Below are 14,556 nucleotides of genomic sequence, written 5' to 3' on the forward strand. Positions count from 1 at the left end.
AACCCAGGAGCCCCCATGAAGCCCACCCTCCAGCTGTATCGCAACGCCGTCTCGGGCCATTGCCACCGCGTCGAACTCTTTCTCTCGCTGCTCGGCCTGCCCTTTGAGAGCATCGACGTCGACCTCGCGCAGAAGCAGCACAAGTCGCCCGGGTTCCTCGCCATGAACCCGCTGGGCCAGATCCCGGTGCTGCGCGACGGCGAGCTGACGCTGGCCGATTCGAACGCCATCCTGGTCTACCTGGAGGCCCGCCATGCGCCGGGCGAGTGGCTGCCGCGCGATCCGGTGGGCGCGGCGCGCGTGCAGCGCTGGCTGTCGCTGGCCGCCGGCCCGCTGGCCTTTGGTCCGGCCGCCGCCCGCGTGGTGCAGCTGTTCAAGTTGCCGACCGACCCGAAGGATGCGATCGCTCGCGCCGAAGCCCTGTTCGGTTTGATGGAGTCGGAGCTCGGGCGCACGCCGTTTCTGGTGGGCGATCGCGCCACGCTGGCCGACGTGGCGCACTACGCCTACGTGGCGCGCGCACCCGAGGGCCTGGTGTCGCTGCAACCCTGGCCCGCCATCCGTGGCTGGCTGGCGCGCATCGAGGCGCTGCCGGGCTTTGTGCCCATGGTCAAGTCGCCCGTGGGTTTGGAAGCATGAGCGCGTTTCACCCGGGTGAACAAGCCTTGCAGGCGCGCGCCGGCGTGCAGGCGCAGATGGCGCAGATCGGCCCGCGCGTGATGCGCGACCACATGCCCGATCAGCACCGCGAGTTCTTCGGCCTGCTGCCTTTTGTGGTGGTGGGCAGCATGGACAACCAGGGACAGCCTTGGGCCAGCGTGCTCGCGGGTGCGCCGGGCTTCATGCACGCGCCCGATCCCACGCACCTGCACATCCGCGCGCAGCCGTTGCCGCACGACCCCCTGCAACGCACGCTGCACGAAGGCGCCGCGCTGGGCCTGCTCGGCATGCAGCCGCACACGCGCCGGCGCAACCGCATGAACGGCACGGCGCACCTGCAAGACGGTGCGCTGGTGGTCGAGGTGGGTCAGAGCTTTGGCAACTGTCCCAAGTACATCCAGGCGCGTGAACCGTCGTGGACGCCGGACGCGTCTGCCACTCAAGTGATTCACCAGGGGGCGGCGCTGGACGAAGCCGCGCGCGACATGATCCGCACGGCCGACACCTTCTTTATCGCCACCGCCCACCCCCAAGCCGCTGCAGCGACCGAGGCGCGCCATGGGGTGGACGTGTCGCACCGCGGCGGCGCACCGGGGTTTGTGAAAGTCGAAGGCCAGCGCCTCACCGTGCCCGACTTCGTGGGCAACCAGTTTTTCAACACGCTGGGCAACATCGCGGTGCAGCCGCTGGCGGGTCTGCTGTTCATGGACTTCGAGCGCGGCGACCGGCTCTACCTGGCGGCCCGCGCCAGCGTGGTGTGGGACGGTGCCGAGCTCGCCAGCTTTGCGGGTGCGCAGCGCCTGCTGCGGATGGAGGTCACGCAGGTGGTCCACGTGCAAGGCGGCCTGCCGCTGCGCTGGGGGCCGGCCGAGCGATCGCCGCACCTCGCCGGCACGGGTTATTGGCCATCCCGATAATCGTTGGATGACGTTTGCCCCACCGCCCAAACCCTCCCCAAAACCCGCTGGCATGGCGGTGGTGATCGGCGGCACAGGCGGTATTGGCGCAGCGCTGGTGGCCGGTTTGCAGGCGCAAGGTTTTGAGGTGCTGGCACTGGGCCGGCGCACGCAGCCCGCGCTGGATTACACCGATGAAGCAACGGTGGCCGCCTGTGCACAGCACGTGGCCGCGCGCTTGGTTGAGACGGACTTGCCGCTGGTGCGCCTGATCGTGGCCACCGGCTTCTTGCATGGCCAAACGGCGGGTGGCCATAACGCCGAGCCCGAGCGTTCATGGCAACACCTGAACGCCGATGCGCTGCAACACAACTTCCTGATCAACGCGATCGGCCCGGCGCTGGTGGTGCGCCACTGTCTGCCGCTGCTGCCCAGACAGGGCTGCTGCGTGGCGGCCTTTCTCTCGGCGCGCGTGGGCAGCATCGGTGACAACGCGCTCGGCGGCTGGTACGCCTACCGCGCGTCCAAGGCCGCGCTCAACCAGCTGGTGCACACCTCGGCCATTGAACTGGCGCGGCGCAACAAGGAAGCCCTGTGTGTGGCGCTGCACCCGGGCACGGTGGACACGGGTTTGTCGCAGCCGTTCGCCAAGACCGGCTTGCAGGTGCGCCCCGCCCATGAGGCCGCGAGCGATCTGCTGGCCGTCATCGACACGCTGCCGGCCGGCAGCAGCGGGCAGTTCTTCGATCACAAGGGACTGCCCATTCCCTGGTAAGCGGTGCTTCCTGACCGGTCTGGGCGCGGTGCCCCCTGGGGGTATGGAGTTCTGCGGTTGTCTATCCTTTTGCAGGTGGCGTTGGCCCACAACCTGTGAGGGAGAAAGCGATGAGAGCCCAAGAATGGCTGATGTTGTTGTGTGTGTTCCATGTCGGCGGCCTTGCCGCACAAGCCCTGCCCAATCAGATATGCCTCAACGCAGAGGTGTCGGAACGGCAGTCCATCGAAACCAATTACCGCTATCCACCGAGGCCAGAGCAGCGGACCGTCGTTGACAGGCATCGGTTCGAATGCACGTCACCAGACCCAGTGGGTGACTGCTTTGTTCGACTCCTTGCCTGCGGCATCGACGACCAGGTAGAGCAGGACGCGTGTGGGGACACGCGCGGGTGGTGGTTCGACTTGATGGTGCTGCGCAGCCGCCTGCTCGATCCGCAAGGCCAGCCCGTCTACGAAGCGTGGCCGTCCAACCCAGCGGTGCGGAGGCTGGTTGGCCATCCTTACCGGGTGGTTGAGGATGTGTACCGCACGTGGCCCCACGGCGGAGGTCCCGCCACCGTCTATCAGCTCAGGGACAACCGTGAGTCCCACTTTCACACAGACCAGTCCATGCCCGTTTGTTACACCATGGCCCACCTGCTGGGCTTCTTCAACGGGGTGTGGAACACGAAAAGAGAGGCTGAGCAATCGCTGGAGGAAATGAAGAAGCAGAGCTTTCTCGGCCCCGACTGGCGCGGCGCACCCATCCGCTACGAGCTGTTCTACAACCAGAGTTGCAAGAGCGTCACCGGTGGCGCGTGCCTGCAGGACGTGGCCGAGGTGTTCCGCCAGCGCAGTGCCGAAATCGACGGCCTGCTGGGCCGGCGCTGGGAGTACTTCTGGGAGCAGGTGACCGGCCAGCACACCCAGGCCGGCTCCTTCACCCAGCGCCTGGTGGCCCGCGTGGTGCGCGCCGACAACGCGCTGGCCAACTGGTTCGACGCACTGGGCAACGCGGTGCTGGCCAAGATCACCGCACTCAGCACCGCGCTGCTTGAGAACCCGCCCACCGCGCAAGACACCGCTGGGCACACCGCGCGACTTGTTCGTGCTGGTCAGCGAGCCGAGCGTGCGGTGCTGGTGGCCCACTCACAAGGCAACCTGTTCGTCAACGCTGCCTACGACGCTTTCCTGGCCCACTCGCGCCAGGCCGGTGCGCTGGTGGGGGAAGACACCGGTTACGTTGCCGCCAAGGTGGTGCACATTGCCCCCGCTTCGCCCACACTGCGGGGCCCCTACGTGCTGGCCAACACCGACTTGGTCATCAACGGTCTGCGCCGTGTCGATGGCACCTATCTGCCCGTGTCCAACGCGACCCTGTCCTTCGATAAAAAAGACCCCTCTGGCCACAAGCTGCTAGACACCTACCTCGACGAGGCCCGCCCGCTGCGCGCCCGCATCCGCCAACTTGTCACCGACGCGCTGGACGCGCTGTGACACCCGCCACCAGGAGCCTGCCCATGCAACCCCAATTCAACCGAGAGTCGCTTCCATTGATCCGTGCCACACGCCAGCGGTGTGCGCACCTGACAGCCCTGGCGCTGAGCCTGGCGCTGGCCGCGTGCGGCGGCAATACTGCGACGCCAGCAGCCGCACCAACCTCAGGCGCGAGCGCGGCCAGCGAGCCCGGCATGAAGCAGCAGCTGGAAGACCTGGAGCGCCGGGGCGAATTGCCGGCGCTCGACCGATCCACCGACATCGCCGGGCCGGACACCGATCGCAACGGCATCCGCGACGACATCGACGCTTACATCGCGGCGTTGCCGGTGAATGAGGCGGTCAAGAAGGCGTCACGCCAGGTGGCCCGTGTGCAGCAGAAATCGTTGTTGATTGACCTCAATGACCGGGGTGCACTGCTGGCGCTGTCCGATGCCAGCATGGCGTCCACGGCGTGCATGTCGGAGACCGTGGAGGCCGGGTTGCCATTGGAGCAACACATCAGAGTGCGACGAGACGGGCATGCGATCGCTCTCAAGATCGAAGCCATCACCGCCAACACCCCCGAGCGCGCCGAGCGCTACATGGCCTACATGCGTGCGCTGCACGGCACCACGACCACCTACCCGGAGGGCAAGGTGTGTGAAGACGAATAAGTCGGCCGTGCTGATGCTGCTGGCCGTAGCCCTTATGGCTTGCGACGGCGAGAAAACGGCCGCACCCGCATCGGCACCGACCGCGGCCAGCGAGCCCGGCATGAAGCAGCAGCTGGAAGACCTGGAGCGCCGGGGCGAATTGCCCGTGCTCGACCGATCCACCGACATCGCCGGGCTGGACACCGACCGCAATGGCATTCGTGACGACATCGATGCCTACATAGTCGCGCTTCCTGTGAGCGATGCGATGAAGAAGGCGACGCGACAAGTTGCACGTGTGCAACAAAAGGCGTTGACGATCGACCTCAACGACCAAATCACTCTGCTTGCGCTGTCAGACGCCAGCATGGCATCCACAGCGTGCATGTCGCAAACGGCCGAGGCCGGATTACCAGCGGTTCAGCGAAACAAGGCGAGCATCGATGGATACGCCATCACGCTGAAGATTGAAGCCATCACCGCCAACACTCCCGAGCGAGCAGATCGCTACATGGCCTACATGCGAGCCCTTCATGGCACCACCACCACCTACCCTGAAGGAAAGGCCTGTGAAGACGAATAGGGTGCTGGCGCAACAGCACTGCGCTAGCCTAGAACCCACCCACCGCGCAGGACACGGCCGGGCACATCGCACAACTCATCGCCGCCGGCCAGTGGGTCGATCGGGCGGTGCTTTTGACCCATTCGCAAGGCAACCTGTTCGTCAACGCTACCTACGACGCTTACCTGGTCCGTCCTGTCTCTCGACTGCAAAGACCCCTCCGGCCACAAGCCGCTCGATACCTACCTCGACGATACCCGCCCGCTGCGCGCCCAGATCCGCCAGCTCATCGCCGAAGCGCTGGACGCGCTTTAAACCGCCAACCACCAGGGGCCGCCCGATGCATTCCAGAAGCAAAACCAATCAACCCACCGCCGCATCCCGCAGGCACATCGCCCGATGGCTTTGCCTGTCGATCGCTGTGCTGGCACTTACGGCCTGTGGTGGAGGCAAATCGTCCGAATCGCCAACAGCTCCAACTGCGGAGCGCGGCATGAAAGAGCAACTGGCAGAGTTGGAAAGTGCCGGCGAGTTGCCCGCGCTTGACCGATCCTCCAGCATTCCCGGGCCAGATGCTGACAGCAATGGCATTCGAGACGACATTGATGCCTACATCACTGCGTTGCCAGTGAGCGATGCGATGAAGAGGGCCACGCGACAAGTCGCGCGTGTACAGCAAAAGGCGCTGACGATTGGTCTCAATGACCGCGTCGCTCTGCTGGCACTGTCCGATGCCAGCATGGCATCCACCGCATGCATGTTAGAAATGGCAGAGAGGGGTGTTCCTTTGGAGCAGCACAGCAAGGTACGACGCGCTGGCCATGCCATCGCCCTCAAGATCGAAGCCATCACCGCCAACACCCCCGAGCGGGCCGATCGTTACATGGCCTACCTGGGAGCACTTCATGGCACAACCACCACGTACCCTGAGGGAAAGGTCTGCGAAGACTGAACTCGTGTGTACGGGGGGTCAGTACGTGTACACGCCACGCCCGGTCTTGCGACCGAGCCACCCAGCCGCGACCATTTCCTTGAGCAAGGGCGCCGGGCGGTATTTGCTGTCGTTGTACTCGGCCACGTAGACGTTCATCACGGCCAGGCACACGTCCAGGCCGATCATGTCGGCCAGCGCCAGCGGGCCGATGGGCTGGTTGGTGCCGAGCTTCATGCCGGCGTCGATGTCTTCCGGCGTGGCCAGGCCTTCGGCCAGCACGAAGAAGGCCTCGTTGATCATGGGCACCAGGATGCGGTTGACCACAAAGCCGGGCGCGTTCTTCACCGTGATCGGCGTTTTGCCCAGCGCCAGCGCCAGGGCTTTCACCGCGTCGTGCGTGGCGTCGCTGGTCTGCAGGCCGCGGATGATCTCCACCAGCGCCATCATGGGCACGGGGTTGAAGAAGTGCATGCCGATGAAGCGGTCGGGGCGTTTCGTGGCGGCGGCCAGCTTGGTGATGCTGATCGAGCTGGTGTTGGTCGCCACGATCACGTCGGCGGCGAGCAGGCCGTCGAGCTGCTGCAGGATCTTGACCTTGAGGCCTTCGCTCTCCGTAGCCGCTTCGATGACGAGTTGCGCGCCTTTGAGATCGTCGTAGCTCGTGGAGCCGGTGATGAGCGACAGCGCCTGGTCCTTGTCGGCGGCAGTGATCTTTTCCTTCTTGATCAAACGGTCCAGGCTGCCGGCCACGGTGGCCAGGCCCTTGTCGACGGCGGCCTGCGCGATGTCGACCATGACCACGCGGATGCCGCTGGTGGCGCAGGCTTGCGCGATGCCGTTGCCCATGGTGCCCGAGCCGATGATGCCGACGGTCTGGATGCTGTTCATGACGTGATTTCTCCTGCGGATGAAGGTGATGGGTGTGGGGGTTTTCCCGGCGTCGCGATGGCGTCGCCGGAGGCAGTTTCCTAGGCGCCGCAGCCTACCTGGGCTGTGGCCCCTGTGCTAACTTGCTGCTGGATTGTCGCGCACGGTTTGACGGGCGCCACAACACGACGGAGACACACCATGTTCGACTACATCATCGTTGGCGGCGGCTCGGCCGGCAGCGTGCTGGCCGGCCGCCTGAGCGAAGACCCTGCCATTCGCGTGGCCCTGATCGAAGCCGGCCCGCCCGACCGCAGCGTGTTGATCCACTGCCCGGCCGGTCTGGCGGTGATCGCCAAGTTCGAAATGAACGGCTGGGGTTACAACACCACGCCACAGCCCGGCTTGAACGGCCGGCGCGGCTACCAGCCGCGCGGCAAGGTGCTGGGCGGTTCCAGCTCGATCAACGCCATGATCTACGCGCGCGGCCACGCGGCCGATTACGACGGCTGGGCCGCGCAGGGCAACCCAGGCTGGTCGTACGCCGATGTGCTGCCGTATTTCAAACGCGCCGAGCACAACGAGCGTGGCGCCGACACCCTGCACGGCCAGGGCGGCCCGCTCAACGTGATGGATCTGCGCAGCCCCAACCCCTTCCTCGCGTCGTTCATCGAAGCCGGTCAGCAGGCGGGCCAGCGGCACAACACCGACTTCAACGGGGCGGAGCAAGAAGGTGTGGGCGCCTACCAGGTCACGCACAAGAACGGCGAACGCTTCAGCGCCGCCAAGGCCTACCTCACGCCGCACCTGCAGCGGTCCAACCTGCAGGTGATCACGAACGCACTCACCACCCGGGTGGTGATGGACGCCGACGGTCCGGCGCCGCGCGCAGTGGGCGTCGAATACCGCAGCAACGGCGGTCGCGGGCCCATGCAGACCCTGCGCCTCAAGCCCGGTGGCGAGGTGGTGCTGAGTGCCGGGGCCTTCGGCTCGCCGCAGTTGCTCATGCTCTCGGGCCTGGGGCCGGCCGCGCATTTGCGCGAGCACGGCATCGAGCCGGTGCTGGACCTGCCCGGCGTGGGCGCGAACCTGCACGACCACGTGGACGTGGTGATCGTGGTCAACGCGCCCAAGGTGAAGGCGTTGCTGGGCCTCACGCCGGGTGGGTTGTGGAAAGCGGTGCGCGGCATCTTCGAATGGCGGCGCCAGCGCAGCGGCATGCTCACCACCAACTTTGCCGAGGCCGGGGGCTTCATCAAGAGTTCGCCCGACGAGGCGATTCCCGACCTGCAATTGCACTTTGTGGTGGGCAAGCTGGTGGACCACGGGCGCAAGTCGGTGCTGGGCAACGGCTATTCATGCCATGTGTGCCTGCTGCGCCCCAAGAGCCGCGGCAGCCTGCGCCTGGCCAGTGCCGACCCGCAGGTGGCGCCGCTCATCGATCCCGCGTTCCTGCAAGACCCCGACGACACCGCGCGCCTGGTGCGCGGCTTCAAGGTGATGCGCGAGCTGTTGCAGCAACCGGCCCTGACGCGGTACGGTGGCTCCGAGTCGGCCACTTCCGCGCTGGCCCAGAGCGATGCGGAGATCGAGCAGTTCGTGCGCAACCATGCAGACACCATCTACCACCCGGTGGGCACGTGTCGCATGGGCCCGGGCCCGAACGACGTGGTGGACGCCCGTCTGCGGGTGCACGGCGTGGCGGGTTTGCGGGTGGTGGACGCATCGGTGATGCCGGCGGTGGTGGGTGGCAACACCAACGCGCCGGTGATCATGATGGCCGAGAAGGCGGTCGATATGATGCGGGCGGACCGCCTTGCTGCGCTGTCTCAACAGGAACCCCACCATGATTCTCGAACACGCGGATATCCGCATCGATCCCCTCAAGCGCTCGGCGTTTGAGGAGGCCATCGTTCAAGGCGTGACCACGGTCATTGCCCATGCCCAAGGCTTCAAGGGCTACAAGGTCAACCGCAGCATCGAGACGCCGGGTCGTTATCTGCTGATGATTTACTGGGACACGCTGGAAGACCACACCGTGGGCTTTCGCGGCTCCGACCTCTTCCCCCAGTGGCGCGCCATCGTCGGTCCGTTCTTCGCCCAACCACCGGTGGTCGAACACCTGGAATTGGTCGGCAAGAGCTGATCAGGCCTTGCGCATCAGGGTCGACTTGCCGAACAGGCTTTCGATCAGGTCCACCGCCAGCACCGCCGTGCGGTTGCGCACGTCGAGTGCCGGGTTGAGTTCCATCACGTCCATCGATGCCATGCGTCCGGTGTCCGCGATCATTTCCATGCACAGCTGCGCTTCTCGGTAGGTCGGGCCGCCGGGCACCGTGGTGCCCACACCGGGTGCGATGTCCGGGTCGAGGAAGTCCACGTCGAAACTCACGTGCAGGTGGGTGTTGTCGTCCATCCCGGCGAGCGCCTGTTCCATGGTGTGGCGCATGCCCTTCTCGTCGATGTAGCGCATGTCGAACACCTCCAGCCCTTCCTCGTGCACCATGCGCTTTTCGCCGGCGTCGACGCTGCGGATGCCGATCTGGCGCACCACACTCGCATCGATGGCCGGCGTGGTGCCGCCGATGCCGGTCAGCAGCGCCGGTCCGTGGCCGCACAGCAGCGCCACCGGCATGCCGTGAATGTTGCCGCTGGGGGTGAGCGCGGCGGTGTTGAAGTCGGCGTGGGCGTCGAGCCACAACACGCGCAGCTGTTTGCCGGTGTCCCGGCAGTGGCGCGCCACCGCGCTGATGGAGCCCAGGCCCAGGCAGTGGTCGCCCCCGAGCACGATGGGCAGGCGGCCCAGCGCCAGTTCGGCGTGCACCGCGTGGTGCAGGGTTTCGTTCCAGGCCGCCACCTCGGGCAGGTGGCGGTAACCGTCGGTGGGCGGCTGCCAGGGGTTGGCCGGGCCGCTCAGGTTGCCGCGGTCGATCACGTGAAGGCCGTGGCCCGCCAGCACGCTGGCGAGACCCGCCACGCGCAGGGCTTCGGGACCCATGGAGGCGCCGCGTGCGCCGGCACCGATGTCGGTGGGCACGCCGATGAGACTGATGTTTTTCTGCATGGCACCATTCTGCTTGAGATGGTGGCTCCCGAGGTGCCGGCGCGCAGGGTGGCAGGCCTGCGTATCCGTTGGTATGAGCTGTGTCCGAATGCCGTGCGCCGTGGCGTGCGATGGCCGGGCGCTGGCGTGTCCAGAGCGAGCCGCCATCGTTACATCAGCAAACCTCCTGTCGCAATGGCGAACGGCGCGTCACCCAGACTGCGTTGCTCCTCCCTGCAACACGAGCCACCTTCCCCATGAACATGCCCAACCTTTCCATTTGTCTGTTCTCCGCCGCCCTCGGGCTGAGCGCCTGTGGTGGCGGGGGTGACGGTGCGGAAGCCGCTGCGCCCCCCACTGCCGCGGTGGTCCAGCCAGCGAGTGTGGTCACACCCGCTGCGATACCCACCGGCAGCACGGCATGCGATGCGGCCACCGGCCGGGTGCTCAACGTGGGTGCCGGCCAGACCTACAGCGTGCCCAGCGCCGCCGCGGCCATGGCCCGCGACGGTGACGTGATCCGCATCGCGGCCGCCGACTACCGGGGAGACGTCGCCACCTGGCGCCACAACAACCTCACCATCTGCGGCGTTGGTGGGCGTGCGCGCTTGTTTGCCGACGGCAACAGCGCGGGCGGCAAGGCCATCTGGGTGATTGCGGGCACCAACGTCACCGTCGACAGCGTCGAGTTCCGCAATGCCAAGGTGGCTTCCCGCAACGGAGCCGGCATCCGCGCCGAGCACGGTGGCTGGCTGCGCGTGCGCAACAGCGGCTTCTTCGACAACGAAAACGGCATCCTGACGCACAACACCGCCGGCACCAGCCTGGTGATCGAAGGCTCCGAGTTCGCGCGCAGCGTGGTGGCCGGGGGCCTGGGCCACAACCTGTACGTGGGGCGCATCGACAGTCTCACGGTGACGGGCAGCTATTTCCACGAAGCCACGGTGGGCCACAACCTCAAGACCCGTGCGCGCGAATCGGTGATCGAGAACAGCTACTTCATGGACGGACCCACCGGAAGCTCCAGCTACCTGGCAGACTTTGCCGAAGGTGGGCGCGTGGTGCTGCGTGGCAACCTCTTCCACAAAGGCCCCGCTGCGCAGAACCCCAGCGCCATCAGCTACGGCTCCGAGGGATTCACGCACACCACCAACACGCTGGAACTCACCCACAACACGATGGCCATCACCCGCTCCGGGGGCGCGTTCCTGCAGATCCGCACCGGCACCCAGTCGGTGGTGCTCAAGGCCAACCTCTTCGCCGGCACCGGCAACCAGACGCTGATGGTGGGTTCCTACGCCAGCGGCAACGCGGTGCAGAGCGGCAATGTCAATGGACTGGCCAGCCAGATACCCGGTGCCAGCAACATCACCAGCCCGAACTTCTGGCCCAACGCCGACTTGCAGGCTTTGCTGGACCTGGGCGGCGTGTTGGACGCGTCCTACCTGCGCGACGCACCCCGGCCGTTTCAGCTGCGTTCCCTGAGCGCCGCACGCAAGGCGGGGGCCTTGCAGTCGGCTCCCTGAGAAGGCCCTGGCTGGGCGGCCCTGTGCCGGCGCGGGCTTGTGCTCGTGAACGACAATGCAGGCCCCCAGTGTTTCTGCGAAACCCGCCCACGCACGGCGGGTGCCTGCCATGCCTTCCCAAGCTTCTCCCCTGTGGACCCCCTGCGGCTTCGACCACCTGATGCGCAACCCGCGCGGCTGGCTGGTGCCGACCGACGATTACTGGCGCCTGTGGTTGCAGCGACCCGAGCTGGCGCTGGTGGAGGAGTCGTGCGCCGCCGAGCAGGCGCTGCACGCCTCGCTCATGGCGTCGCCCACACGCGCCGTGGCCTCCAACGAGCTCGATGCGTTCGAAGACGATGACGCGCGCGCCAACCACCGCCTGTTCCTCGGTTTTCGCGACGCGGTCATCGCGGCCGGTTCGCTCGAATCGGCCTACGCCGGCTTTTTCAAGGCGGGCTCGGTGCAGATCCCGCCGCTGTTCCTCGACCTCGTGGTGCAGGCCCTGGTGTGCAACCTGCTCGATGGCTCGGACGACGCGTGGCAGTGGCGCGCCGCCGAGATGCTGTTTCGCCGTCAGCGCGTGCGCGTGCAGGACGGGCGTGTGCTCAGCGGTGACAGCGAGGTGCTGGACATGCTCAACGAGACCGGTGGCCTGGGTGCGGTGGGTCGGTTGCTCATGCAGAGCGGCGCGGCCATTCCGGAGGTGAACATCGAGGTGTTGAGTGACGACAACGCCGCGCGCTACTTGCTGAGCCGCGCGGGCCAGGGGCGCTTCAACTTCGTGCTCGACCTCACGCACGAGATCCAGCGCGAGCTCTCGCACGGCCTCACGCTCACCATGAACCGTTCGCAGTCGGGCCTGAAGGCGCTGGCACAGGTGCTGCAGCGGTGGGTGCGGCATTTCCACGGTGTGGTGGTGCAGGTGCAGCCCGAGGCGCGGGTGGATGATGAAGCCTGGCGCTGGCACCTGGGGCTGGACGCCGAGTCCACCGCTTTGCTCAACGACCTGTACCGGGGCGTGGCGGTGGAGCCCGAGCGGCAACAGCGTCTGATCAGCCTTTTTCGCCTGACGTTTGACGACCCCCAGGACATGCAGCTGGATGTGCGCGGCAAGCCGGTCTATCTCGGCCTGGCCATGAACGCCGAGGGCTTGCTGAAGATCAAGCCGCAGAACCTGCTGCTCAATCTCCCGCTGGCGCGATCGATCTAGATGCCCACCACCGCCAGCGCGCTTGGCAAAACGCTCAACTTGAGCTGTCGCGCATAGCCGAGAAACTCCCCGTCGGCCGCCAGCGGCAGGTCGGGGTCGCTGCTGACCGTGAGGCTGTCGAAGGCGCGGGTGCGGATGCGGCTGTGGCCCAGGTGGGTGCCGGTGAGCAAGCGCGGCAGCATGGCCAGCGCGCCCAGCCGGGTGAACCGCCCGGCCAGCAACAGGTTGAGCAGACCGTCGTTGGTGCGTGCAGCGGGCGTGGCCGGCATGCCGCTGCCGAACGTGGGCGTGTTCAGGCTGGAGGCGAACAGGGCCGGGCCGCTGTGCAGGTGTTTGCCGTTGGCCATCACATCAAGTCGCCAGGTCTGCAGGTGGGCGAGTTCGACCAGCGTGGCCCACACATAGCGCGGCAGGCCGCTGAGCCATCGCGGCCCGCTCAGGGTGCGCAGCACCACCGCCGAATCAAAGCCGGCGGTGAAGCTGGAGAGGAACAGCACCCGGTACTCGCGCCCCTGCGGGTCCATCCACTCGGCGCAGCCCACGTCCATCGGGCGCGGGTCGGCGTTGAGGGCGTGGACCAGCGAGGCCAGTGGTGCGCGTCCGTGCAGGCCGAGCGAACGCGCCACGTCGTTGCCGGTGCCCATGGCCACCACGCCGAGTTCGTGGCCACGCTGCAGCACGGCGGGCAACCAGCGGTTGAGCGTGCCGTCGCCACCCACCGCCACCACGCGGCTGCGTTCGGGCAGCGTCTGCAGCAAGGCGAGGGCGTCCACCAGGTCGCGCGGGGCGTGCAGCACCACATCGGGCGGCAAGGCCGCCTGCAACCGCGGCAACCAGGCCGCCGCCCGCCCGCCCTGGGCGTGCGGGTTGAGCAGCACGCAGCGCTGCGGACCCGACCTCAACGCCCGCTCACATGTTGCGGCGGTACTGGCCGCCCACCTCGAACAGGGCCGAGGTGATCTGGCCCAGCGAGCACACCCGCACCGCCTGCATCAGCACCTCGAACACATTGCCGTTTTCAATCACCGCCTGTTTCAGGCGTTGCAGCATGGCGGGCGATTCGCTCGCGTGCTTGGCGTGGAACTCGGCCAGGCGCTTGAGCTGGCTTTGTTTCTCATCGTCCGTGGAGCGGGCCAGCTCCAGTGTGTCGGGCGTCACGTCGCCGTGCGGGTTGCGGAAGGTGTTCACGCCCACGATCGGGTACTCGCCGGTGTGCTTGAGCATCTCGTAGTGCATCGACTCGTCCTGGATCTTGCCGCGCTGGTAGCCGGTTTCCATGGCGCCCAGCACGCCGCCGCGCTCGGCGATCTTCTCGAACTCCTGCAGCACGGCTTCTTCCACCAGCTCGGTCAGCTCGTCGATGATGAAGGCGCCCTGGTTGGGGTTCTCGTTCTTGGCCAGGCCCCACTCGCGGTTGATGATGAGCTGGATCGCCATGGCGCGGCGCACCGAGTCTTCGGTGGGCGTGGTGATGGCCTCGTCAAACGCGTTGGTGTGCAGGCTGTTGCAGTTGTCGTAGATCGCGATCAGCGCCTGCAGCGTGGTGCGGATGTCGTTGAACTGGATCTCCTGCGCGTGCAGGCTGCGGCCGCTGGTCTGCACGTGGTATTTGAGTTTCTGGCTGCGCTCGTTCGCACCATACCGGTCGCGCAGGGCCACGGCCCAGATGCGCCGCGCCACGCGGCCGAGCACCGTGTACTCCGGGTCCATGCCGTTGCTGAAGAAGAACGACAGGTTGGGCGCAAAGTCGTCGATGTGCATCCCACGCGCCAGATACGCCTCCACAAAGGTGAATCCGTTGGAGAGCGTGAACGCGAGCTGGCTGATCGGGTTGGCGCCGGCCTCCGCGATGTGGTACCCCGAGATCGACACCGAGTAGAAGTTGCGCACATCGTGGTGCACGAAGTACTCGGCGATGTCGCCCATCACCTTGAGCGAGAACTCGGTGGAGAAGATGCAGGTGTTCTGGCCCTGGTCTTCTTTCAGGA

The 14,556-nt window shown here is 66.5% G+C and carries 15 protein-coding genes; 11 read left to right on the plus strand and 4 right to left on the minus strand.

The genetic code is table 11. The features are described from left to right. The first annotated feature begins 15 nt into the window (after positions 1–15). From Q1W68_RS17705 to Q1W68_RS17735, 7 genes are all read left to right on the plus strand, one after another. A complete protein-coding gene (locus Q1W68_RS17705; protein ID WP_300662518.1) occupies positions 16–639 on the plus strand; it encodes a glutathione S-transferase family protein in 624 nt (207 codons plus the stop codon). Continuing rightward, the gene (locus Q1W68_RS17710; RefSeq protein WP_300717203.1) at positions 636–1,577 is read left to right on the plus strand and encodes a pyridoxamine 5'-phosphate oxidase family protein; all 942 of its coding nucleotides are present in this window, start codon (positions 636–638) and stop codon (positions 1,575–1,577) included. Before Q1W68_RS17705 ends, Q1W68_RS17710 begins: the two co-directional genes overlap by 4 nt. A 7-nt stretch (positions 1,578–1,584) precedes the next feature. Further along, on the plus strand, positions 1,585–2,331 hold the full coding sequence (locus tag Q1W68_RS17715) for an SDR family NAD(P)-dependent oxidoreductase (RefSeq protein ID WP_300717204.1): 747 nt from the start codon (positions 1,585–1,587) through the stop codon (positions 2,329–2,331). A 611-nt stretch (positions 2,332–2,942) separates the two neighbouring features. Beyond that, a complete protein-coding gene (locus Q1W68_RS17720) occupies positions 2,943–3,809 on the plus strand; it encodes a hypothetical protein (RefSeq protein WP_300654822.1) in 867 nt (288 codons plus the stop codon). 23 nt (positions 3,810–3,832) lie between these two features. Next, complete coding sequence (locus Q1W68_RS17725; RefSeq protein ID WP_300654820.1) at positions 3,833–4,465, plus strand: hypothetical protein; 633 nt, start codon at positions 3,833–3,835, stop codon at positions 4,463–4,465. Between the two features lie 13 nt (positions 4,466–4,478). Next, on the plus strand, positions 4,479–5,027 hold the full coding sequence (locus Q1W68_RS17730; RefSeq protein WP_300654823.1) for a hypothetical protein: 549 nt from the start codon (positions 4,479–4,481) through the stop codon (positions 5,025–5,027). A gap of 472 nt (positions 5,028–5,499) precedes the next feature. Further along, positions 5,500–5,958 (plus strand): hypothetical protein, encoded by a 459-nt coding sequence (locus Q1W68_RS17735; RefSeq protein WP_300654818.1) that lies wholly within the window; start codon positions 5,500–5,502, stop codon positions 5,956–5,958. Positions 5,959–5,976: 18 nt separating this feature from the next. On the opposite strand, the gene Q1W68_RS17740 is transcribed toward Q1W68_RS17735, so the two are convergent. Further along, complete coding sequence (locus tag Q1W68_RS17740) at positions 5,977–6,828, minus strand: 3-hydroxybutyryl-CoA dehydrogenase (protein ID WP_300717205.1); 852 nt, start codon at positions 6,826–6,828, stop codon at positions 5,977–5,979. Positions 6,829–7,008: 180 nt separating this feature from the next. On the opposite strand from Q1W68_RS17740, the gene Q1W68_RS17745 reads away from it, so the two are divergent. Further along, on the plus strand, positions 7,009–8,709 hold the full coding sequence (locus Q1W68_RS17745; protein ID WP_300654814.1) for a choline dehydrogenase: 1,701 nt from the start codon (positions 7,009–7,011) through the stop codon (positions 8,707–8,709). Further along, positions 8,654–8,953 carry an antibiotic biosynthesis monooxygenase gene (locus Q1W68_RS17750; protein WP_300654812.1) on the plus strand — a complete coding sequence of 100 codons (300 nt, stop codon included), beginning with the start codon at positions 8,654–8,656 and terminating at the stop codon, positions 8,951–8,953. Before Q1W68_RS17745 ends, Q1W68_RS17750 begins: the two co-directional genes overlap by 56 nt. Here Q1W68_RS17750 and rocF read toward each other — a convergent pair whose 3' ends face one another. Beyond that, positions 8,954–9,871 carry an arginase gene (gene rocF / locus Q1W68_RS17755; protein WP_300654809.1) on the minus strand — a complete coding sequence of 306 codons (918 nt, stop codon included), beginning with the start codon at positions 9,869–9,871 and terminating at the stop codon, positions 8,954–8,956. Positions 9,872–10,107: 236 nt separating this feature from the next. Between rocF and Q1W68_RS17760 the strand changes: the two genes are divergently transcribed. Then, complete coding sequence (locus tag Q1W68_RS17760) at positions 10,108–11,376, plus strand: hypothetical protein (protein ID WP_300654806.1); 1,269 nt, start codon at positions 10,108–10,110, stop codon at positions 11,374–11,376. 109 nt (positions 11,377–11,485) lie between these two features. After that, on the plus strand, positions 11,486–12,568 hold the full coding sequence (locus tag Q1W68_RS17765) for a DUF6352 family protein (protein WP_300659057.1): 1,083 nt from the start codon (positions 11,486–11,488) through the stop codon (positions 12,566–12,568). On the opposite strand, the gene Q1W68_RS17770 is transcribed toward Q1W68_RS17765, so the two are convergent. Together Q1W68_RS17770 and Q1W68_RS17775 are read right to left on the minus strand one after the other, a co-directional pair. Further along, positions 12,565–13,446, minus strand: coding sequence for a diacylglycerol kinase family protein (locus Q1W68_RS17770; protein WP_300659056.1), 882 nt, complete (start codon positions 13,444–13,446; stop codon positions 12,565–12,567). The two genes, Q1W68_RS17765 and Q1W68_RS17770, sit on opposite strands and share 4 nt — an antisense overlap. Positions 13,447–13,477: 31 nt before the next feature. After that, a partial coding sequence (locus Q1W68_RS17775; RefSeq protein ID WP_300717206.1) for a methylmalonyl-CoA mutase family protein occupies positions 13,478–14,556 on the minus strand: 1,079 nt, incomplete at its 5' end.

Origin of the sequence: Hydrogenophaga sp. (genome assembly GCF_030158645.1) — a bacterium.
Lineage (GTDB): Bacteria > Pseudomonadota > Gammaproteobacteria > Burkholderiales > Burkholderiaceae_C > Hydrogenophaga.

Bases quoted from the DNA above. Each gene is read 5' to 3' on its own strand.
- Q1W68_RS17705 (WP_300662518.1), top strand. From the start codon at position 16: ATGAAGCCCACCCTCCAGCTGTATCGCAACGCCGTCTCGGGCCATTGC.
- Q1W68_RS17745 (WP_300654814.1), top strand. From the start codon at position 7,009: ATGTTCGACTACATCATCGTTGGCGGCGGCTCGGCCGGCAGCGTGCTG.
- Q1W68_RS17720 (WP_300654822.1), top strand. From the start codon at position 2,943: ATGCCCGTTTGTTACACCATGGCCCACCTGCTGGGCTTCTTCAACGGG.
- Q1W68_RS17735 (WP_300654818.1), top strand. From the start codon at position 5,500: ATGAAAGAGCAACTGGCAGAGTTGGAAAGTGCCGGCGAGTTGCCCGCG.
- Q1W68_RS17725 (WP_300654820.1), top strand. From the start codon at position 3,833: ATGCAACCCCAATTCAACCGAGAGTCGCTTCCATTGATCCGTGCCACA.
- Q1W68_RS17740 (WP_300717205.1), bottom strand. From the start codon at position 6,828: ATGAACAGCATCCAGACCGTCGGCATCATCGGCTCGGGCACCATGGGC.
- rocF (WP_300654809.1), bottom strand. From the start codon at position 9,871: ATGCAGAAAAACATCAGTCTCATCGGCGTGCCCACCGACATCGGTGCC.
- Q1W68_RS17765 (WP_300659057.1), top strand. From the start codon at position 11,486: ATGCCTTCCCAAGCTTCTCCCCTGTGGACCCCCTGCGGCTTCGACCAC.
- Q1W68_RS17715 (WP_300717204.1), top strand. From the start codon at position 1,585: ATGACGTTTGCCCCACCGCCCAAACCCTCCCCAAAACCCGCTGGCATG.
- Q1W68_RS17760 (WP_300654806.1), top strand. From the start codon at position 10,108: ATGAACATGCCCAACCTTTCCATTTGTCTGTTCTCCGCCGCCCTCGGG.
- Q1W68_RS17710 (WP_300717203.1), top strand. From the start codon at position 636: ATGAGCGCGTTTCACCCGGGTGAACAAGCCTTGCAGGCGCGCGCCGGC.
- Q1W68_RS17730 (WP_300654823.1), top strand. From the start codon at position 4,479: ATGCTGCTGGCCGTAGCCCTTATGGCTTGCGACGGCGAGAAAACGGCC.
- Q1W68_RS17750 (WP_300654812.1), top strand. From the start codon at position 8,654: ATGATTCTCGAACACGCGGATATCCGCATCGATCCCCTCAAGCGCTCG.